We start from the raw sequence: 20851 nt of genomic DNA, 5'->3' as shown, positions 1-20851 counted from the left end.
GGCCGCACCGTGCGTACCCGTCCGCTCCGGCGCGCAGCGCCTCGGCACGCCGAACGGCGGGCCACCCGCAGGTGACCCGCCCGTCCGACCGATCTACTGCTTGTCGGCGTCGAACTCGTAGAAGGAACCGCCGAGGAACAGCAGCGCGTCCTCGCCGCCGCTGCGCCCCAGGTCGAGCACCGTGCCCAGGAAGATCGAGTGGTCACCGCCGTCGTAGACCGCGGTGAGCTCGCACTCCAACCAGGCCAGGTTGCCGCCCAGGACCGGTGCCCCGGTGTGCGGGCCCGGCGCCCAGTCGACGCCGTTGAACTCCGTCTCGTCCCGGGGCCGGCTCCGGCTGGCGAAGTACTTGGCCACGTGGCCCTGCCGCGCCGACATCACCGAGATGGCGAAGCCGCCGCTGTCGATGACGGTCTGGTGCAGCACGGCCGTCCGCACCACGCAGACCAGCACCATCGGCGGTTCGAGCGAGACGGACGTGAACGCGTTGGCGGTCATGCCGTGCGGGTTGTCCCGGCCGGCCGTCACCACCGTGACGCCGGTGGCGAACATGCCCATCACGTCCCGCAGTTCCTTGCCGTCGACGGCCGGGACGACCGGCACACCGGGCGGCAGCGTGATCCGCGGCGTCAGATCGGTCCGTTGCGCCATGTCAGGCCTCGCTGACAGCGGCGACGAGCCGCCCGTTGCCGGGGGCCACCACGGCGTAGCGCGTCAGCGCCGTCCGCAGCACCTCCGGGACCTTGGTGGGCCGGGTGTCGTTGTTGGGGCCGCGCATGCACGCGATGCGCTGCCGGCCCCGGGCCACCAGGTCCTCACCGCCGTCGCGCAGCCGCACGTAGTCGAACGCGAAACCGATCTGGGTCTGCGTCAGGTCCTCCAGCCGCATCCGGATCGACAGCTCGTCGAACGCCGTGATCTCCGAGAAGAACTCGCACTCGCACTTCAGCGTGAACAGCTTCAGGTCGTCCTGGATGTCGGCGAGCACCTCCGGAGCCTGGGTCAGCAGGAACATCTCCCTGCAGCGTCCCTGCCAGCGCAGGTAGTTGACGTAGTACACGTTGCCGACCAGGTTGGTCTCCTCGAAACCCACCATGTGCCGGTACTCGAAATACTGCTCCATCATTCGTCGCCTTCCACCAGAACGGTGAACACAACCGGTTCGCTGATCTCGTTGAGGGAGGTGGAGAACGTCGCGATCCGCGCGCCGCCGGACCGCAGCTGCACCCAGTTCTCCGCGCCCGGGGCGCCGACCGACAGGTCCACCCGCGCGCGGCCCACCTTGCGCAGGCACTCCGTCGCCCCCCACACCCGGGTCGCCGACACCGCCAGGTCCTCGCCCTGCTCGCCCGAGATCAGGCGGGCCAGCGCGAACCCCTCGGCGCCGAGCAGCTCCGTCCAGTCCCCGTCGGAGCGGGCCGTCGCCGTCTGCACGTCGCAGCCCACCGAACGGTCCGCGGCGACGGCGAAGGTGACGCCTCCGCCGTGCGAGGAGGACACCTCGGTGCCGCCGGAGGACCCCACCGTCGGCTTGCCGTCGGGCCGGTAGCGCACCGTGGTCGCCTGGCGCAGCGCCCACGTCAGCGCCCTCTGGGTCGCCTCGCGGCGGGCGGCCCGCCCCAGGGGCTTGCCGTCCTGGTCGGGCAGCACGACGCCGCGCAGCTCCACCGGGAGCAGCATGGCGTTCAGGCGCCGTTCCATGTAGGGCCCGACCAGCACCGGCAGCCACGGCCCGGTGCCGTCCATCTTGCGGACGGCCTGCAGGCGCAGCCCCTCCCACCGCTCGATGACCGTGCCGGCGTCGTCGCAGACGTCGACGTCGTAGACGTAGGTGTCGCCCACGTACGAGCGCTCCTGGGCGTGGATCGTCACGGCGTCCAGCGCGCCGATGACCGCCGGGTCGGCCAGGTACAGCCGCTCGATCCCGGCCGGCAGCAGCGTCGCGTCCGGCACGCAGCACTGCAGGGCGTGCATGACCACGTCGCGGGTACCCGGGTCGCCGAGGACCAGGTCCGCCGACTGGTAACGGGCGAACCAGTCGTCCTCCGGCCGGGTGGACACCATCGCCACGCAGCTGGTCGCCGACAGCTGGCGGTACCCCAGCAGGCGCTGGAACCGCTTGCCCTGGAACAGCACCGGCCCGTAGAGGTCGGGGTGCGGGGCCAGCGGGACCATCGGCGTGTCGGTCTCCGGCTTGCGGACCGGCAGGTCGGCCAGCCCGGTGTCGTCGTAGCGCAGCGTGGCCCGGAAGTGGTCGGCCTGGAAACCGGTGTCGCTGCTGCGGATGGCGGCGCGCACCGTGCCGGCGTCGGTCGCCAGCAGGGCGATCCGGATCGTGTTGACCCCGGTCGGTGCCACCACGATGGGCCGGAGGAACTCGATGTCCTCCAGCACCGGGGCCGCCGTGCGCCCGGTGAGCGCGCGGGCTGCCTGCGACAGCGCCTCCATGCCCAGCACGGCGGGGAACAGCAGGTCCCCGTCGAGCTCGTGGTCGGGCAGGTAGAGGTCGTCGGTGGCCGACAGGTCGGCCTCGACGACCAGTTCGATCCCCGGGTAGTGCACCTGGGGCCGGTCGACGAACCGCAGCAGCGGCAGCTCCCGGGGCTCCAGGCTGATCGTCGCCAGGCCGTCGGCCCGGCCCATGACGACCATCGCGCCGGGCGCGTCCGGCGTGGCCAGCACCTGGTGCAGCAGGGCGATGCCGACATCGGTGGGGATGGGCTCGATGCCGTCGCGCATCAGCGACTCCAGCACCCCGAGCCGCTCCCCCATGCCGGCGCCCGACCACACCGACCACTCCAGCGCCACGCAGCGGCAGTGCGGGTAGTACTCCTGCACCCGCCGGGTGAGGTCGGTGAGCCAGTCGTTGGCCGTGGCGTAGTCCGCCTCGCCCCGCAGGCCGGCCCGGCCGATGATGCTGCCGAACGTGACCAGCAGCCGCAACGCGTCGGAGTCGACCGCGGCGAGGACGGCGTCCAGCCCGGCGATCTTCGGTGCCAGGGTCCGCTGGAACGCCGACTCGTCGAGGTTGACCAGCGCGTTGGGCTGGTTGCGGCCGGCGCCGTGCAGCACGCCGGTCACCTCGCCGAGGGTGCGGCGGATCTCGTCGACCGCCGACTTCACCTGGTCGACGACCGTGATGTCGCCGCGCACGTAGTGGAACCGGATCCCGGCGGCCGTCATCCGGTCGAGGTTGGCGGCCAGCTCCGGGTCCTCGGCCGGGTCGGAGCGGCCGAGGAGCCCCACGGCCGCGCCGGTGTCGGTGGCCAGGGCGAGCGCGCACTCCGCGGTGATGCCCTTGCCTCCGCCGGTGACCAGGACCACGTCCGCGGCGGACAGCGGGCTGGGGCCCGACGTGGACAACTCGACGGGCCGGAGCACCGGCACCGTCCGCACGCCCTCGGTGTCGTACAGCACCTCGCTGAACGCCGCGGTGGCCGCGACGTCGGCGACGATCCGCGCCACGATCCCCTCGACCCGCTCGGCCGACATCATGTCGGGCAGCGGCAGGCTGACGACCGTGGTGAGGACCCCGGGCGCCTCCTGGTGCAGCGTCTTGGCCAGCCCTGCGGCACCCCGCCGGTCTCCGACCACGACGAACCGGGTGGTGCCCTCCCGGGACAACGCGGCACGCGCCGCGCCCAGCATCAGGGACACGTGCCGCTCGTCGCAGTCGTGCGGCAGGCACAGCAGCACGCCCTGCCCGACCCGGGCGCCGCGCAGCGCGTCGTGCAGGCGCTCCGCGATCGGGTGGTGGTCGGTGGCGAACACCTCCCACTGCCCGCCGCCGGCCGACGGCAGCGCCGCCCCCACCGGGGTCGGGACCCGCTCGACGCTGAACGCGCGCACCCACGGGGCCACGCCGGCGGGGGTGCGCGACGCGTCCTCGCCGGGCACGGCCGTCGCGCTGAGCTCGTCGAGCATCCCGGCGATCTCGGCGAGGGTCGCCGTCGCGAACGTCGACGTCAGTGCCGGGGGCGGCAGCTGCAGCTCACGGGCGGCCTCGTTGACGATCTGGCCGACGGTGATGGAGCTCAGGTGCAGCTCGTCCAGCGGGTGGCTGTCGGGCTGCACCGCCTCCAACGGCAGCTCGGCGCGCGCGGCCGCCATCCGGCGCAGGATGTCCAGGCTGCTCTCGGTCGACGCGACCGCACCGGCCTCGACGGGTACCGGGTCCGCCGCCTCGACGACGACGGCGGTCCGCGTCGCGGTCACGCCGGCGTAGTCGTCGGCCGGAGCCGACTCGACCGGGCTGGCGAAGAACCGGAACTCCTTGCCGACGTCCAGCTGGCGGGTGAACCTGCCCTGGAACAGTTCGGCGTGCCGCACCGGCGCGCCCATCACGTACGCGGCGGCGACCGCGTTGAGCAGGCCGGACAGCGACATGCTGTCGGTCTCCAGGGACACCACCGGCACCGCTGGCGCGATGTCGGCCGCCAGCCCCCGCAGGACCCGGCCCGGCCCGACCTCCAGCAGCAGGTCCACCCGGCCGGCGAGTTCGGCGACGGCCTCGTGGAACCGCACCGGGTCGAGGACCTGCCGTTCCAGCAGGCTCGGCACGTGGGTGTCGGTCGGCAGTTCGGTGCCCGTGACCGTGGACACCATCCGCCGGGTGAGCGGCTCGAAGGCCTGCGCGTCCAGGTGGGCGCGCAGCGCGACGGCCGCCGGGGCGACCGCCTCGGAGTGGAACGCGTGCGAGACCGCCACGCGGGTGGCCACCAGACCCTGTCGGGCCGCGGCGGCGATCACCTTCTCCACCTCCCCTACCTGACCGGAGACGACGGTCTGCTGCGGGCCGTTGTAGCCTGCGATGACGACCGGGGTGCCGACCAGCAGCGGCACGACCGCGTCGGGCGGCGCGGAGATGCTGGCCATCGTCCCGTCGCCGGCGCTGGCGTCGGCCATGATCCGGCCCCGGGCCGTGGCGGCCTCCAGCAGCGTCGCCTCGTCCATCGCTCCGGCCCAGTGCAGGGCCGTCAGCTCGCCGAGGCTGTGGCCGGCGGCGCCGACCGCCTCGACGCCCAGCAAGGACAGCACCCGCAGCCCCGCCACCGAACCGGTGACGATGCGCGGCTGGGCCACGTCCGTGGCGACCAGGTTGCCGTCCGCCGGGGGCTGGTACGCCCGGTACAATTCGTCGACCTCGGTGAACCGGCGACGGATGCCGCCACCGTCGGCCCGCCGCCCGGCGCCCTGGCCGGGGAACAGGTAGCCGATCGTGGGCTGCGCGCCGCCGGTGCCGAGGTACACCCCGCCGTTGACGTCGAGCACGGACCGGGCCCCGCCGTCGAGCATCGCCAGCAGCTTCGTCAGCCGCTGCTGCACGTCCTCCGGCGAGGTGGCCGTCACTGCCGCCCGGACCGGTCGGCCGTCGAGCTCGCGTTCCAGCGTCGCGGCCAGGTCGCCGACCTCGGCGAACGACAGCTTCGTCGACCACGCCGCCAGCCGTTCCACCTTGGTGCGCAACTCGGAGACGGTGGCGGCGTCCAGCAGCAGAAGCTCCACGTCCTGGCGCGAGCGCACGAGCATCGCCGTCGCCTCGTCGAGCTCGGTCTGCCGTGCGCCCTCGGCGTGCTCCAGGATGACGTGGGCGTTGATCCCGCCGAAGCCCATCGACGACACGCCCACCCGGATCGGGCCGTCGGACGGCCACAGCTCGGCGGTGGCCGGCACCCGCAGCGCGGGCTTCTCGACCGCCAGCTCCGGATGGGTGTCGAAGTGGCTGGTCGCCGGCGGGATCACCTGGTGGCGGATCGCCAGGATCGCCTTGAGCAGTCCGGCGACCCCCGCGGCGGCCTTGGTGTGGCCGAAGATGCCCTTCACCGTGCTGATCGCGGCGGGCGGCGCGTCGGCGTCGGTCTCCCTGCGCTCCTCGGAGAAGGCGCGCAGTTCGGTGGCGTCGCCGACGGCGGTACCGGTGCCGTGGCCCTCGATGTAGGCGACCGTGTCGATGCCGAACCCGGCCCGGTCGTAGGCGCGCTTCATCGCCAGCCGGTGGCCGCTGGCCTCGGGCCGGGTGATGCCGCCCTTGCCGTCGGACGAGTAGCCCCAGCCGGCGATGGTCGCGTACCGGCGCAGGCCGCGCGCGACGGCGTCCTCGTCGCGCATCAGCACCAGCATGCCGCAGCCCTCGCCGGGCCAGAACCCGTTGGAGTTGCGGTCGTAGACCCGCATCTCCGAGGTGGCCAGCGCGCCGGTCTTGGCGAAGCCGATCACCTCGAACGGGTCGATGCTCAGGTCGACCCCGCCGGCGATGACGGTGTCGAGTTCGCCGTTGGCCAGCGCGTTGCACGCGGTCGCCACGGACAGCAGCGACGAGGAACAGGCCCCGTCGACGGTGTAGCCGCCGCCCCCGAAGTCGAAGTGGTTGCACACCCGGCCGGCGATGGTGTTGGCCAGTCCGCCGGCCAGGGTGTCCTCGTCGATCGGCGGGAACGGGCTCTTGTACTGCTCCTCCAGCCGCCCCAGGAACTCCCGCACCTTGGCGTCGTCCCAGCCGTCGTCCTTCAGCCCGGCGGCGACGGTGCGCCGCACGTACGGCCAGCGCAGCCGCATCAGGTTGGCCCGGCTGAACTCGCCGGTGAGGGTGTTGCCGATCACCACGCCGGTCCGCGAGCGCTCCAGGCCCTCGCCGTTGGGGAACGCCGCGTCCTCCAGCGCCCTGGCGACCGTGTCGAGCGCCAGCCAGTGGGTCATGTCGGTGGACCGGAACGTGCTGCCGGCGATCCGGTACTTCACCCGGTCGAACTCGAAGCCCTCGATGACCGCGGCCTTGGCCGAGTAGAACCGGTCGGGCGCCTTCGGGTCGGGCGAGTAGTAGTCGTCGTGGTTCATCCGCTCGTCGGGCAGCCGCCGGAACGCGCGCCGGCCGGCGAGGATGTTCTCCCACAGCTCGGTGGGCGAGTCGGCGTCGGGATACCGGCAGGAGATGCCGACCACCGCGATCCTGGAGGTACTCACGCGCTCACCGCCTCGGCCGTGCCCAGCTGGCGTTCCCGGGACCGCTTGCGCAGGTGTGCGATCCACCAGCCCGCGCCGCGCACGCCGCAGACCACGACGACGGCGAAGAACAGGGTGTAGACGACGTTGAACACCATGAGAACGCCGTACACCATGGCCACCGAGGAGCCGAACATGAACTGGTTCAGCGGCTTGGTCGGGGTGGTGCCCGGGTCACTGATCATGTAGTTGGTGAACAGCACGAAGGCCACACCGACCATGACGCCGAGCGCGGAGAACAGCTGCACGTCCCAGATCCAGTGCCGGATGAAGGCCTGGATGGCGAAGCCGCCGAGCCAGCCGACGATGAGCGAGGTGCGCTTCGTCAGCAGGGCGTTGATGACGGTACCCGCCGTGACGATGATGATCGGGATCATGATCCGGAAGAAGGTGTTCGCGTTCTCCGTGAACTGGTACGGCGGGGCGATGCTGATCCAGGACCCGAAGCACACCAGGGCCATGGTGATGCCGAAGTTCGACGGGTTCATGAAGTGCCGCATCCGGCCGGCGATCGGGGCCTGCAGCGCGTGCTTGCCGATGACGCCGACGATGACGGCGAACGCGATCGGGAGGTACATGTCGTTGGCGTAGAGCAGCATGTTGGCCGCGAGCGCGGTGATGTGCGCGGGCAGCAGGAACTCGTACATGCCGCGCATGCCGCGGCCGAGGAAGCGCGGCGGGCGCCGCTGGGCCCAGGAGCTGATGACCTCGAAGACGATCTCAGCGGTGTACCCGATGAGCACGGACAGGATCGGCCACAGCCAGGGCTGCTCGAACCCGAGGAGGGTGTACCCGAAGATGTTGAAGACGCTGATCGACATGGCGAAGTTGCGCAGCGCCAGGTAGCGCGGGTCGGGCTTGGGCTTGGTCTTGCCCACGGGTGGCGCGCTGGCCGGGATAAGGTCCCCGGCCGTCTTCTTGGATTCGACAACGTACGTCATCGGTTCTCGACCTCCTGCGCGGTGTCGGTCAGCACCTGGGTGTGCGTGCCGGCCGTGAGCTTCTGGCTGGACTTGCGCAGCGTGCCGTTGAGGTCACGCCACTGGATCTCGACATCGACCGGGCCACTGACGCCGCCCAGCCCCACGTGCACCTCGAAGCTGCGCTTGCCGCCGTGGCCGCCGCCGCCGTCGACCTGGGTGATCTGGCAGGTGCCGTCGGGCAGCTTGACCATGACCGTGGCGCCGTAGGCCGGGACTCCGAGCGAGGTCGGCGCGCCGGCCGCGGTGCCGGCCGTCTGGGTCGCCGGGCGGTACAGCCGCAGGTCGAGCGACCTGCCGAGGTTCGGGGACTTGTTGGCGTAGAACGCCGGCGGTCCCCACTGGCGGGCGATGGCGAAGTCGAGGGTGCCGGTGCCGGTGGTGTCGGCGGTGGCCACGCCCCGGGTGGGGATCGGCACCGCGAGCCCGAGCTGCTCGGCGATGTTCACGTAGACCCCGTCGGAGTTCTTCGCGTAGAAGGCGATCGGCTGGCTGCCGGCGAGGTCGTCACCGGGGCCGGCCTTCGGCCACATTCCCGGGTTGGACAGCATGTTGTCGTTGGTCATGGCCAGTTCCTGCAGCCACGGCCACCGGTTGATGTCACCCTTGACGAACCCCTCGGTCTGCACGACGTCGAGGTTGCCGTTGTTGAGGAAGTCGCCGAACTTGACGTCCCAGCCCCAGCCGGTCCACGCCAGGCCCATCGGGCGGGCCTTCTGGGTGAACGGCGCTACGCCGCGGTCGAGCTCGGCGAGCATCTTGGCGTTGTCGGTGGCGTCGTTCATGAAGGCGAAGTTGCTCTCCTCCAGGCCCCACGAGGTGGTGATGTTGCTGACCACCATGTCGAAGCGGCCCTTGCGGTTGATGTCGCCGAAGTCGACGCCCATGCCCTTGAAGGAGTCGAGTCCGAGGACGAAGGACTTCGGGGTGGTCGGGGTCCGCTCGCCGATCACCGGGGTGAACCTGATCCGCCCGGGGGTCGAGATGTTGTGCAGCAGGTGGTCGTGGCCGAAGTCGTTGGCGACGTACACCTCGGGGACGCCGCGTCCGGTGAGGTCCGCCGACGAGATCGCCAGCGTCCAGCCGGTCGACACCTCGTACGGGATGGCGTCGTGGTCCTCGACGAACGTCGCGGTCGGCATGTCGCCGGAGGTGGCCTTCAACCAGCGCATGACATGGCTGCCGCCGCCGTTGCGGGCGGTGGACAGACCGTTGTTCATCGACACGTTGTAGAGGCCGGTCGGGTCCAGCACGTCGGAGTCGGGGAAGTAGTTCCCGATGATGATGTCGGGCTTGCCGTCACCGTCGAAGTCGTTGACCGCCACGGCGTTGGTGTTCCACCGTGGACCGTGGTACTTGCCGTCGGGCGACGCCTGCGGCGTGAGCTCCTCGGGGCAGTACGCGTCGTTGGACAGCGTCGTGACCCCGGTCTTGGCCAGGAACATGATCGGCACCCGGCCCCAGTAGGTGACCAGGAGGTCCATCCGGCCGTCGAGATTGAAGTCCCCCGGGGTGCAGCCCATCGGGGCCATGGTGTTGTCGATGGGCAGCGGGGCCGGGTTCAGCACGAACGGCGCGAACTGGTCGGCCGCCGGCGCGGTGGGCGCGTACGTCACCACGACCTGGTTGGTCCTGGTGTCCACTATGCACAGGCTGTTGGCCTTGCCGTGCCCGGTGAAGTCGTTGAGCGCGATGCCCGCGCCGACCGAGGAGACCCACGCCTTGATGTGCTCGTAGGCGGGGTTCACGACCCGGACCGTGGCCTTCGGCACGGCGTCGTAGCCGGCGGGGAAGGCGATCGGCAACTCCTGGAACTTGTACTTCTGCGCGGCCTCGTCCTTGCCTGCGACCGCCACCTGGCTCGTCACCACCGAGAAGAGGGAGGCCGCCAGGAGCACCGCGGCGATTCCCGGTACCAATCTGCGTACACGTTCACCAATCACTGTTACACTATCCTTTCGCGAATCGGTCGGGACGGCCCTGAGCCCCCGCAACGGATGCGAGCGAACGCGTACAGCTCGTATGCACCCGGTGTGGCGGGCGAGCAGCCTGGTCGTCGAACAGGACAGCGCTGGTCGCTGTCGGCACGTCACATGCGTTCGGTGGGCGCGGCGAAACGCCCATTCGAACGCCCAGCAATGACGCCCGCTGCAACGGGCGTCGTGCTTTTCCGGGTACTGCGCGCGGCACCCGAATGGTGTTGCCAGCGGCTGTCAACGTTGCGTCCCCCACCGGTGACCTACTCATACTCGGGTACCCGGCCTCCCAGGGGCTTCTCTCACATTGCTCGCCGCAGCGACCCTTGTCTCGAAAGGGGCAAAGGCCAGGTCAGGATGCCGGGCGAATACCGGATTGGCACGGCCATCGCCGGGCCCGACCGCCGCTCTCCCTGCCGCGGGTCGGCCGAGCAAGCTCGGAGAAGCCACCGGTGGGGCCGGCTGTGATGCTCGTCAGTGGGCTGCACGAAGGATGTCCGCGGCCGTGCCGCCCCGCCACGATGCCACGTGAACGTCGAGGCGCCATCCACGTTCTTGGAGAGGTCCCATGACGAATGAGTACGACTACGTAGTGGTGGGGTCCGGCTCGGCCGGTGCCGCGGTGGCGGCCCGGCTCAGTGAGGATCCGTCCCGCAAGGTACTGCTGCTCGACGCCGGGCCCGACTTCCCCGTCGTCGAGGAGACCCCGACCGACATTCTCGACGGCAGTGCCATGTCGATGGACAAGCACGACTGGCACTACCGCGCCGACATCAACGACGGACGCAAGATCCGGTTCCCGCGCGGGAAGATCACCGGCGGATCCTCCGCCGTCGGCGCCACCATCGCGCTGCGCGGCACGCCCAACAACTTCGAGGAGTGGGTCGCCGCCGGCAACCCGGCCTGGAGCTGGAACGACGTCCTGCCCTTCTACCGCAGGCTCGAGGACGACCTGGACTACGGCGACACCGACGTGCACGGCGCCGGCGGTCCCATTCCCGTCCGGCGGTGGCCGGCCGACGAACTCACCGGGGTCCAGCAGGCCTTCCTGGAGTCCTCCCTGAAGGCCGGGTTCACCGAGGTCGCCGACCACAACAACCCGACGGCCAGCGGCGTCGGGCCGATCCCGTCCAACCGGCGCGACACCACCACCCGGTTCTCCTCGGCCATGGGCTACCTCCCCGCGGCCCGCCAGCGGGAGAACTTCTCCGTCCGGGCCGGCGTCACGGTCAACCGGGTGCTGTTCGACGGGGTGAAGGCGATCGGCGTCGAGCTGTCGACCGGCAACGGCACCACCGAGGCCGTGCACGCCCGGCACGTCGTCCTGTCTGCCGGCTCCATCAACTCGCCGGCGATCCTGCTGCGCTCGGGCATCGGCCCGGCGGCCGACCTGGGCTGGCTGGGAACCGACGTGCGCGTGGACCTGCCCGGCGTCGGGGACAACCTGATCGACCATCCCCGCACCGGGGCGTTCATGGTGCCCAAGCCCGGCACGTTCAGCCAGAACGACCCGTTCCTGCAGACCATCATCCGCACGACGGCCGAGGGCTCCTCGGAGTTCAACGACATGCAGTACTACATGGTCAACCACTTCGACCTGTCGCTGTTCCCGGAGCTGCAGATGCTGGCCAACTCGCCGGTCATCTTCGGCGTCATGGTCGTGCACCAGAAGCCGCAGTCGCGCGGCCGGATGAAGCTGACCACGCTGGACCCGACCGTCGACCCGTCGATCAAGCTCAACTTCCTCGACACCGAGCAGGACATCCAGACCCTGGTGGACGGCGTCCGCAACAGCTGGAAGCTCCTCAACCACGCGGGCATCAGCGACCTCGGCCAGAGCTACATCGTGCTGAGCGACGAGCTGATGGAGGAGGAGGAGATGCTCCGCTACTACGTCAAGCTGAGCCTCGACAGCGCCTACCACCCGGTCGGCACCGCGAAGATGGGCCCCGCCACCGACGAGACGGCGGTGGTCGACGAGCGCCTGCGGGTGCACGGCACCGAGAACCTCTACATCGCCGACGCGTCGGTGATGCCGGAGATCGTCAACTGCAACACCAACCTCACCTCGACGATGATCGGTGAGCGTCTGGCCGACTGGCTCCGGGAGAACTGAGCCCCCACCGGCACCGACGGGCGCCGCGCGAGTCCGCGCGGCGCCCGTTCCGTGTGCGTGGGACAGACCCGACGAGACGGGTACGGCGGCGACCGCCGTACCCGTCGACGGTCAGGACGGCAGCCGCATCGTCGCCATGAACGTCGGCAGCAGCCACGGGCGCCGCCCGGCGACGCGGACCTTGCCGGTCAGCGCCGCGCGCATCCGGCTGACCCGCCCGAACAGCATCAGGTTGAACGTCACCGGGTCGTAGGAGACCCGCACGTCGGGGCGCGGATCGTGCGGCTCCAGCACGACCAGACCGTCGATCAGCGCGAACGTCACCGGGGGGCTGACCCCCGCAGCCCGGAAGGTCACGGAGATCCGCCCGGGACGCACCGGACGGTCGTGGTCGAGGAGCCGGCCGTATCCGCAGCGGGTGACGCCGACGAGGAACTGGTCCACGAACAGCGCGGCGTCGCCCGGGTCGGTGTACCAGGGCCGGCCCAACGCGCGGGCGATGTCCCACGCGTGGATGTTGAGCTCGTTGACCAGGTGCGCGAGCAGCCCGACCACCGGCAGGTTGGCCCCGCCGAGCCAGGTGATCTCGCGCAGCGGATCCTCGTCGGCGGTGGCGGCGAGCAGAGCGGCGATGTCGGCCCGCAGCCTGTCGGCCAGCACGGGCAGCCTGCGCTCGGTGAACCGTGCCATGACGACGTCGTTCATCGCCGCCACGGTGTCCACAGTCGTCCGCAGTCGCAAGTCGGCGACGACCGAGGCCGACGGGTCCTCGGAGCCACCACGCACGAGCGCCACGTCGGTGGCGGCGATGGTGGCCAGGTGCGCGACGGTGTCGGCCACGGACCAGTCGGCGGTGGCGGCCCGGTCGGGCGGGGCGCCGTCGAGAAGGGTGAGTAGTCGGTGCAGCACCTCGGGCACGGACGTGCGTACCCGCTGCCAATGTTCGGAGGTTGTCGACATGGCTTCCACGATCGCGGACCGGACCCGCCCTGACGCACTTCGAACGTGCCTTCTTGGCCGCGCTTGGTGCGGCCGGTGGCGCCGTGCCGGCGGAGGGACGGCCCGCCGGCACGGCACTGCTCACCCGGTGCGGACGTACCCGATGGTCTTGACCCGGCCCGCCGCCTCCTCGTAGGCGATCGGGTCGACCGGCAGCCGGGTGCCGAGCCCGTCGACGTACCGGTTGAACATGCAGAACGCCGCGGCGATCAGCACGGCGTCATGGATCTCCAGGTCGGTGGCGCCGTCCGCCCGCGCCGCCTCCACGAGCGACGCGGTGACCTTGCGGCCGCTCTCCTGCACGGCCCCGGCGATCCGCAGCAGGCCCCGTAGCTTCGGGCTGACGGGGGCGGAGTCGAGGTCGGCGCGCACCTGGCTCACCAGGGTCATCCCGCCGTCGAGCTGCGCCGCGGCGAACGCCGAATGGGACGTGGCGCAGAAGACGCACTCGTTGAGGCCCGACACGTACGCGGCGATCAGTTCGCGTTCCCCCGGGCTGAGGGTCGGGTGGGGGGCGTGCAGGAGCGCCTCCGCCAGCGCGTTGAGCGGCGCGGCGGTCTCCTGCCGGAATGTCAACAGTCCCGTGATTCCGGGGAAGTTCTCCTCGTCGAGACCCAGGTTGATGTGTGCCACGGTCACTCTCCTCGGCGACAGGCCGCGGGCCGGCGGCAACGCGGTCCTGCCCGGCATGCTGCCCGCTGTCGGCCACCCCGCGCTTCTTCCAGCGTGCTCGGTCCCGGTGCGCCGTCGGGGTGCGCACACACGTCATGGACGTCTCCCCGGGTCGGGACGTCCATGACGATCGGTGCTACCTGTGGTTGTGGCCGCGCGTCCCGGATCGCGTGCGGGGCTCAGCCCGCCTGTGCGGCCGGCTCACGGCGGCCGGTGACCTTCGACGCCGGCATGATGCCGCCCTTGGCGGTGCCCGTCATGTCGTCGCCCTCCACCACGAGGTCGAAGCTCAGGTCCATCCGCATCGGCCTCTTGATCGACTGGTACCAGGACAGTTTGTCCCCCTCCAGCCGCAGGTCCTTGAGGATCAGCTCCTCCTTCTCGCCACGGGAGATCCCCTGCAGGACGCCGTCCTCGGTGAACAGCTCCAGCACGGTGTGGCGGGTACCCAGCGGCGTGGCGACCGCGATCTTCCAGAATCCCTCGACAGACACGGCGTTTCCTCTCTTCCCAGGTGACCCGGGCGGCCGCGTCGCGTCGGCGGCGCGGCGCTGCGGGCGGCGCCACGACGGGCGCCCACACCGACGTTATCCATCACGGGCATCGAAGGTATTCGCCAGATTGCCGTCTTCACCGGGGTCGATGCCCAGGTCGGCGCAGGCAGCGGCCGCCGCGCCGCCGAGGCGGGTGCGGCGGCCGCTGTGGTCGCCTGACCGAGCAGGCTCGGCGACCCGCCTCAGCGCTGCACGCGCGCTCCGGCCCGGAACCGGTCCGCGACGGCCCGCCGCCACACCTCGTACGCCGGGAGGCCGGAAGCGTTCGGGCCGGGCGGGATCAGGTCCTCGGTGACCTGGCCGGCGTCCACCGCGCCGGTCCGGCAGAACACCTGGGTGGCCATCTCGGTGTGCGGCACCAGCAGGTCCGCGCGCACCCGCGCCTGCGCGGCGAAGGCCGACGCCTGGGACACGAACGGCGCGTGCGGGCCGGAGCGGCGCAGGAACATGCGCAACTCCTCCTCGGTGCAGCCGCCGGCGTAGGTGGCCGCGAGGCCGGCGCCACTGTAGAGGTCCTGGTGCCGGTGGGCCGGGAAGTCGTCGATCAGGTCGGCCGCCAGCGCCGGGTCCGTGCCGGCGACGAACCACATGGCCCGGCCGATGCCCTGGTCGATCGCGTGCCGGGCGTAGCCGGACCGGTCGTCGCCCGGCCACGGGAACCTGGTCAGCTCGCGGCGTTGGAAGACGTACTCGTGGGTGTGGAAGTAGGCCTGGTGGAAGCCGTACCCGTCGAGCACCAGCCAGCGCAGCAACGGGTCGGTCGCCGCCGCCGTGGCGCGCCCCCACAGCATCCGCGGCAGCCGGGCGATCGCCCAACCGATGCCGACGTAGGCCATGTACACGTGCGGGTCGCCCGAGCCGGCGAGGAACTCGGCACTGCGCCACGGCCGCCCGGGGCTGACCGCGTCGACCAGCGCGAAGCCCATCCCCGCGCCCTCGTAGGCGAATCCCCGGAACCGGGTCGGAAGGTCGGCCAGCTCGGTGTCGACGTCGGTCACGTGCCGCGCGCCGGCCCCGGCGGACAGCCCGGCCAGGAACGACGCGCCGACGGTCTCCAGCACGCCGCGGGCCTGCGGGCTCTTGTCGTGGAACCCCCGGGTAGAGACCAGCGTCTCGGCGATGTCGGGGGTGAAAACACGGCGCCGAAGCGCTCGAATGATACCGGTCACCTGATGCTCCCCTCGTCTACGTTCGGCGATCAATTCGCCTGATTCTCCCGGCTCCGCCGACCGGCCGGCTACTCCCTCATTGCGCTCCTGACCACGGCGAACACCCCTGACGACAGCGCACGCTCAGAGGTGTCCGCGGGGTCGCGGCGGAGCACGATCGGTCCCATCGGAAGGAGCTTGTGATGCTGGTACTGGTGACGGGTGGCACGGGATTCGTCGGCGCGCACACGATCGCGGCGGCCACGGCGGCCGGACACGGGATCCGGGTGCTCGCCCGCGACGCGGCGGCCGTGGAGCGGGCCCTGGTGCCCCTCGGCGTGCCCAGCGACCCGGTGGAGGTGCTGATCGGCGACGTGACCGACCCGGTGGTGGTGGCGCGGGCGGTCCGCGGCGTCGACGCCGTGGTGCACGCCGCCTCAGTGTACTCGTTCGACAGCAGACGCCACCGCGAGACGCGCCGCACCAACGTCCGCGGCACGGAACTCGTGCTCGACGCCGCCCGGCGTTTCGACGTCGCGCGGACGGTGCACGTCTCGACGTTCGGCGCGATGCTCCCCGCGGCCGGTGGCGTGGTGGGGCCCGACACCCCGCCGGGTACGGCACGGGAGCCGTACCTGGCGAGCAAGGCCGCCGCGGAGACCGTCGCGCGTCGGCACCAGGCGCAGGGCGCCCCGGTGGCGATCACCTACCCGCCGGCCCTGCTCGGCCCGTACGACCCGAAGGTCGGCGACCAGAACGGCCGGCTGCGCAACACCCTGCGCGGCCTGATGCCGGTGTGGCCCACGGGCGGCTTCCCGATCGGCGACGTCCGCGACACGGCGCGGCTGCACGCCGAGCTCCTGACGGCCGCCCCGACGGGCCTCGACCGGCACTTCGGACCCGGCGGGTACCTCACCACCCGCGACTACGTGCGGGCCGTGCGCGCGGCGACCGGGCGGGACCTGCCCACACTGTTCCTGCCGGCGCGGCCGATGCTGCCGTTCGCCTACCTCACCGGCCTGGTGCAGCACGTGTGGCCGTGGCACATCCCGGCCGAGTACGGCGCCTGCTACGTCTGCGCCTGCGACGCCCACCCCGCCGACGGTGCGACGGCGCACGGGTCGCGGCCCTTCGCGGACACGCTGACCGACACGCTGCGCTGGATGCACCGCACCGGGCTGCTCACGGAGCGCCAGGTGGGCCGGGCCGCCGATCCCGGGCACGTCGGCGCCCTTACGGCCGAACACGCCGGGGCCGCGCCCCGCGCCTGACGACTGCCCGGGTCCACCTGGGGCCGCGCCGGACCCTTCCCGCCGGGCCGGCCGGCACGATCCGTCCGGCCCGGCGGGCTGTCGTCACACCTTGGCGCCGTGCAGCATCCGCGCCGTCGCGGCCCGGCGGTCCCGGCGTACCGGCCGCCCGTTGCCGGTCGCCGCGAGCTTGTCCAGCTCCGGCAGCGCGAACAGGATCGGCATGTCGAAGCTCCCGATCGGGTGCAGCTCCAGGTCGACCTCGAGGTCGGCGCCGGCCACCACGAAGATCGGGTCGTGCGCGCCGACGGCCAGGGGGCGGCGCAGGGACGGTCCGGAGGCGATGTCGTCGAGCGCGATCGCGGCCGCCCGTAAATGCCACTCCCCCTCCGGGATGTCGCGCAGCACGAAAGCCCCGGACGTCTCCAGGATGTCGCACGCGGCGGGTAGGCCCTGCACGATGGGGCTGTCGAACACGCCGACGTACACCTTGACCGGGACATCGATGTGCGGCAGCAACAGGTGGCCGCCGAGGGTGGCCCGCCGGGGCGGTCCGGCCTCGGTGGTCCGGGACAGCTGCGGGATGCCGTGCTGGGACAGCCAGCGGTAGCGGGCCGGCGAGATGCCGACGCTGCGGGTGAAGCGGCTGATGAACGTGCCCAGGCTGTTGTAGCCGACCCCGTAGGCGATGTCCGTGACGGTCATGTCGGTTTCCAGCAGCAGGTTCTTGGCCTTGTACAACCTGATCGCCGTCAGGTAGCGGCCGGGCGAGGTGCCGGTGCTCGACCGGAAGAGACGGGAGAAGTAGAACCGGCTGAGGAAGGCCGAACCCGCCATGGCGTCCAGCGACAGCGGTTCGTGGTAGCGGTCCCACATGATCGAGATTGCGCGCTCAACGGCTTTCTGCACGGCGAATCATCTCCATTCAGCGAGTGAGTCGGAGACGTCTGCGGGTCCGACTCTCGAACGGTGCGCTCGCGTCGCCCGGCGGACCGGCGGGAGGCCGGTCGCACCGGGCTGTCCCCGCCGGGGCCGGGACACCACCATGAGCTGCGGAGCACGAGCTTGACGCAACGGGCATGCCGGACGGGACGCCGCCAGGCTGGCGTCCCGTCGACCAGGGTGCGGTCCGGCATCGAACCACAGCCTTACTCTCTGTGCTCTAGTTGATCTCGCTTCGTCACGACACTAGCATCCACGGAAATCAATAACAATGATGGTCATCTATACTTTGCGACCGTTTAGGCGCACATTCACCGTGCGGCCCCCGGCAGCGGAAGGGCGCCGCCCACCTGGCGCGCCGCCGCCATCGCCGCCCACGAACACATCTCGACCAGCGCCCCGTCGTCCGCCCCGGCCTCGCGGCAACCGCGCACCACGCCGGCGTCCACCTGGTACGACGCGAAGGCGACCAACAGCGTCAGCCGACCGGCGGCCCGCTGCCCCTCCGGCAGCACGGCCACCAGGTCCTCGACCCACGACCGGCTGATCCCCCGCAACCCGCCGCGCCAACCGGAGAGGTTGTCGAGCACCAGCGCGCGCACCGGCTCCGGCACCGATCGGCGGCCAGCCTCGTCGATCGCCGCGCACGCCCGCGCGAACGCGTCGGCGACCGACTCGTTGCCCGCGGCCCACGCCAGATCCGTCGGCAGTTCGGCCGCCGGCAGCAGGACGAGCGCCCGCCCAGGGACGTGGGTGCGCCGCGAGGCGGCGAGCATGCCCCGGCCCAGGACCCACAGCACAGGCGACAGCGCCAGCTCCGGAACGCCGGGCGGCAGCGGCACGTCGCGCAACAGGACGTTGACCACGCGGTTGAGATAGTGCAGCAGCACCGCGACCCCCACCAGCTCCGCGGTCTGCTCCGCGGGGAACGGCGGGGCGACGGCCGCACCGGGGTTCTGGGCCGACAGCACCCAGTCGGCGAACGCCCCGAGCTCCGGGCCGCCCTCGGCGGACTCGACGCCGGGCGCGCCCAGCACCGTCAGGGCGTTGTTGTGGATGGTCGCGCAGTAGGGGCAGGCGTTGCCCAGCGACACGGCCGTCGCCACCGCCTCCTTCGCCGCCCGCGGCGCGGTGCCGCCCACGATCAGGACCTCCCGCAGCAGCGTCCACGCCGCGGCCAGGGTCGGCGGGGCCGGGGAGTGCAACGCGATCGGCGGAGCCAGGACGCCGAAGTCGCGCTCCATCTGCCGGTAGACCTGGGCGACCATTCCGGTCGCACGACCCCGCCGCACTGCGGAGACGTGACGGATCTGGGTCAGCCCCAGCACGCCCAGCACCGGTCGCAGGAGACTCATCGGGAAACCCCATCCGTCGCAATAGGAATTTGTCCACAGATTAGCGGTGGGTCGTGCCGCTAGCCAGCACTCGCGGGCGGCGGCTTTCCCGCCACCACGGCCACCAGCGGAAAGGCCGTGGGAATAGGCAATCTGGGAGAGCATCCGGCCCGTCCGGGCGTGCCATCATTAACCAGCGATTTCATCGCCCGACCACTGTCGCGGAGAACATCCGCAGCGCCGTCGCCGAACGCCGGGGAAACGCTCCGACCGGTATCCCGCTCTTCCTTTTGGATCCGGTCGCGGAGCGGCACGTGCGGGAGCGGGCCCGGGCATCGTTCACCCACCGAGGAGAAGGCCCTATGGAAACGACGACAAGGCAGCCGGGAGTCAGGGTCCCGCTGATTGACGAGGAACACGCGCAAGGGCGCACCGCGGAACTGTACGAGAAGATCAAGCAGGTCACCGGACTTCCCTTCGTGCCGGACATGTTCCGCCTCACCTCCACCAATCCGCGACTGCTGGAGGTCGTGCTCGCCGGCTACGGCGGCGTCTTCGGCGGGGACACCCTGCCGCGGCAGCTCAAGGAGCTCATCTCGGCCTGGACCTCCAAGCTCAACGGCTGCCCGTACTGCGTGGGCACGCACAGCTGGTTCCTGAGCGAGTTCGGCGGCTCCGACGAGCTGATCGACGCGATGGAGACCGCGACCACGGCCGAGGAACTGCCGGTGGACGAGCGCACCATGCCGCTGATGCAACTGGTGACGAAGGTCAGCACGGGCGCGTACAAGATCACCGACGCGGACTGGGAGAAGGCCGCCGCCGCAGGGTGGAGCGAGGCGGAGATGCTCGAGGCCGTGTTCACCGCCAGCCTGTTCGCCTTCATCAACCGGATGGTCGACGCGACCGGCCTGGGTTCCTCCGTGACCCGCAGTCGCATCGCGCGCCTGGCAGACGAGTGACGGCGGGCATCCGATCATGACGCGATCACGCGCGATCCTGCTGACCGGCGCCTCGTCGGGCACCGGCATGTCCTCCGGCTCCGGCCGGGCCGCCGCGCTGCGCCTGCACCGCGCCGGCTGGCCGGTGTACGCCACCGGCCGCAACGTCGACGCCCTGGCCGACCTCGCCGCGGAGGGCATCACGGTCATGCACCTCGACGTCAACGACGAGGAGTCGATGGTCGCCGCCGTCAAGCGGATCTCCGACGAGCACGGCGCGGTCGGCACCCTGATCAACAACGCCGCCTACAGCCTCAACGGCACCATCGGCGAGACCCCGATGGACGAGGTGCGCGCCCAGTTCGAGACCAATGTCTTCGGGCTGAGCCGGCTCACCCAGCTCGTCCTGCCCGGCATGCGCGAGCGCGGCGGCGGCCGGGTCATCATCATGTCGTCGATCTTCGGCATGTTCGCCACCCCGGGACGGGGTTACTACCAGGCCACCAAGCACGCCCTGGAAGCCATCGGCGACTCGTTGCGGCACGAGGTGCGCCGGTTCGGCATCGAGGTGGTGCTGATCCAGCCGGCGCCGATCCTGGGCGGGTTCGTGCCGGACAGCGTCGCGGACCTGGGCATGGACTCGCACGACAACCCGGCGCTGTACAAGGAGTTCTGGGACTACTTCGTCGACTGGCACCAGGCGTACCGGCTCAGTGACAACCCGCCGCTGCGCGGGAAGATCGCCGTCCGGGCCGACGACGTCGCAAAGGTGATCGAGAAGGCGGTGACCAGCCCCAACCCACGGATCCGGTACCCGATCGGCATGCCGCCCCGGGTGCTGCCGAAGATGCGGGCCATCATCGGCCACCGCGGGTTCGAGAAGTTCGTCCGGGCGTTCTTCCCCATTCCCTGACGGGTACGCCGACCCGGCGGCACCAGC

The 20851-nt window shown here is 71.2% G+C and carries 15 protein-coding genes; 4 read left to right on the top strand and 11 right to left on the bottom strand.

What is annotated here, in order from left to right; all coding sequences use genetic code 11:
* Positions 1 to 93: 93 nt before the first annotated feature.
* The 5 genes from IW245_RS05815 to IW245_RS05795 form a co-directional block, all read right to left on the bottom strand.
* Positions 94 to 558, bottom strand: coding sequence for a flavin reductase family protein (locus IW245_RS05815; RefSeq protein ID WP_231399334.1), 465 nt, complete (start codon positions 556 to 558; stop codon positions 94 to 96).
* Between the two features lie 94 nt (positions 559 to 652).
* Positions 653 to 1123, bottom strand: a complete 471-nt coding sequence (locus tag IW245_RS05810) for an acyl-CoA thioesterase (RefSeq protein ID WP_197008340.1) — start codon at positions 1121 to 1123, stop codon at positions 653 to 655.
* Positions 1123 to 6960, bottom strand: a complete 5838-nt coding sequence (locus tag IW245_RS05805) for a type I polyketide synthase (protein WP_233472636.1) — start codon at positions 6958 to 6960, stop codon at positions 1123 to 1125. Before IW245_RS05805 ends, IW245_RS05810 begins: the two co-directional genes overlap by 1 nt.
* On the bottom strand, positions 6957 to 7940 hold the full coding sequence (locus IW245_RS05800) for an enediyne biosynthesis protein (protein ID WP_197002167.1): 984 nt from the start codon (positions 7938 to 7940) through the stop codon (positions 6957 to 6959). Before IW245_RS05800 ends, IW245_RS05805 begins: the two co-directional genes overlap by 4 nt.
* Entirely contained in the window at positions 7937 to 9922 is a 1986-nt protein-coding gene (locus IW245_RS05795) for a CRTAC1 family protein (protein WP_197002166.1), read from the bottom strand. The genes IW245_RS05800 and IW245_RS05795 overlap by 4 nt, the downstream gene beginning before the upstream one ends.
* 601 nt (positions 9923 to 10523) lie before the next feature.
* Between IW245_RS05795 and IW245_RS05790 the strand changes: the two genes are divergently transcribed.
* Positions 10524 to 12071 (top strand): GMC family oxidoreductase, encoded by a 1548-nt coding sequence (locus IW245_RS05790; RefSeq protein WP_197002165.1) that lies wholly within the window; start codon positions 10524 to 10526, stop codon positions 12069 to 12071.
* A 111-nt stretch (positions 12072 to 12182) separates the two neighbouring features.
* On the opposite strand, the gene IW245_RS05785 is transcribed toward IW245_RS05790, so the two are convergent.
* The 4 genes from IW245_RS05785 to IW245_RS05770 form a co-directional block, all read right to left on the bottom strand.
* Positions 12183 to 13031 (bottom strand): maleylpyruvate isomerase N-terminal domain-containing protein, encoded by an 849-nt coding sequence (locus IW245_RS05785; protein ID WP_197002164.1) that lies wholly within the window; start codon positions 13029 to 13031, stop codon positions 12183 to 12185.
* Positions 13032 to 13151: 120 nt separating this feature from the next.
* Positions 13152 to 13703: a carboxymuconolactone decarboxylase family protein gene (locus IW245_RS05780; RefSeq protein WP_197002163.1), complete on the bottom strand. Its 552-nt coding sequence runs from the start codon at positions 13701 to 13703 to the stop codon at positions 13152 to 13154.
* Between the two features lie 218 nt (positions 13704 to 13921).
* Positions 13922 to 14236, bottom strand: coding sequence for a hypothetical protein (locus IW245_RS05775; protein WP_197002162.1), 315 nt, complete (start codon positions 14234 to 14236; stop codon positions 13922 to 13924).
* Positions 14237 to 14478: 242 nt separating this feature from the next.
* Positions 14479 to 15465, bottom strand: a complete 987-nt coding sequence (locus IW245_RS05770) for a DUF1702 family protein (RefSeq protein WP_197002161.1) — start codon at positions 15463 to 15465, stop codon at positions 14479 to 14481.
* A gap of 182 nt (positions 15466 to 15647) precedes the next feature.
* Between IW245_RS05770 and IW245_RS05765 the strand changes: the two genes are divergently transcribed.
* Complete coding sequence (locus tag IW245_RS05765; RefSeq protein ID WP_197002160.1) at positions 15648 to 16715, top strand: NAD-dependent epimerase/dehydratase family protein; 1068 nt, start codon at positions 15648 to 15650, stop codon at positions 16713 to 16715.
* Positions 16716 to 16799: 84 nt separating this feature from the next.
* On the opposite strand, the gene IW245_RS05760 is transcribed toward IW245_RS05765, so the two are convergent.
* Positions 16800 to 17603 (bottom strand): helix-turn-helix transcriptional regulator, encoded by an 804-nt coding sequence (locus IW245_RS05760; protein ID WP_197002159.1) that lies wholly within the window; start codon positions 17601 to 17603, stop codon positions 16800 to 16802.
* A 344-nt stretch (positions 17604 to 17947) separates the two neighbouring features.
* Positions 17948 to 18991 carry a carboxymuconolactone decarboxylase family protein gene (locus IW245_RS05755; RefSeq protein ID WP_197002158.1) on the bottom strand — a complete coding sequence of 348 codons (1044 nt, stop codon included), beginning with the start codon at positions 18989 to 18991 and terminating at the stop codon, positions 17948 to 17950.
* Positions 18992 to 19332: 341 nt separating this feature from the next.
* Between IW245_RS05755 and IW245_RS05750 the strand changes: the two genes are divergently transcribed.
* On the top strand, positions 19333 to 19932 hold the full coding sequence (locus IW245_RS05750) for a carboxymuconolactone decarboxylase family protein (RefSeq protein ID WP_197002157.1): 600 nt from the start codon (positions 19333 to 19335) through the stop codon (positions 19930 to 19932).
* 16 nt (positions 19933 to 19948) lie between these two features.
* Positions 19949 to 20824 (top strand): SDR family NAD(P)-dependent oxidoreductase, encoded by an 876-nt coding sequence (locus IW245_RS05745; protein WP_197002156.1) that lies wholly within the window; start codon positions 19949 to 19951, stop codon positions 20822 to 20824.
* The last annotated feature ends 27 nt before the right edge of the window (positions 20825 to 20851 follow it).

Origin of the sequence: Longispora fulva (assembly GCF_015751905.1) — a bacterium.
GTDB lineage: Bacteria > Actinomycetota > Actinomycetes > Mycobacteriales > Micromonosporaceae > Longispora > Longispora fulva.
The sequence above is the reverse complement of the archived record's forward strand: the minus strand, read 5'-3'. Positions and strand labels throughout refer to the sequence as shown.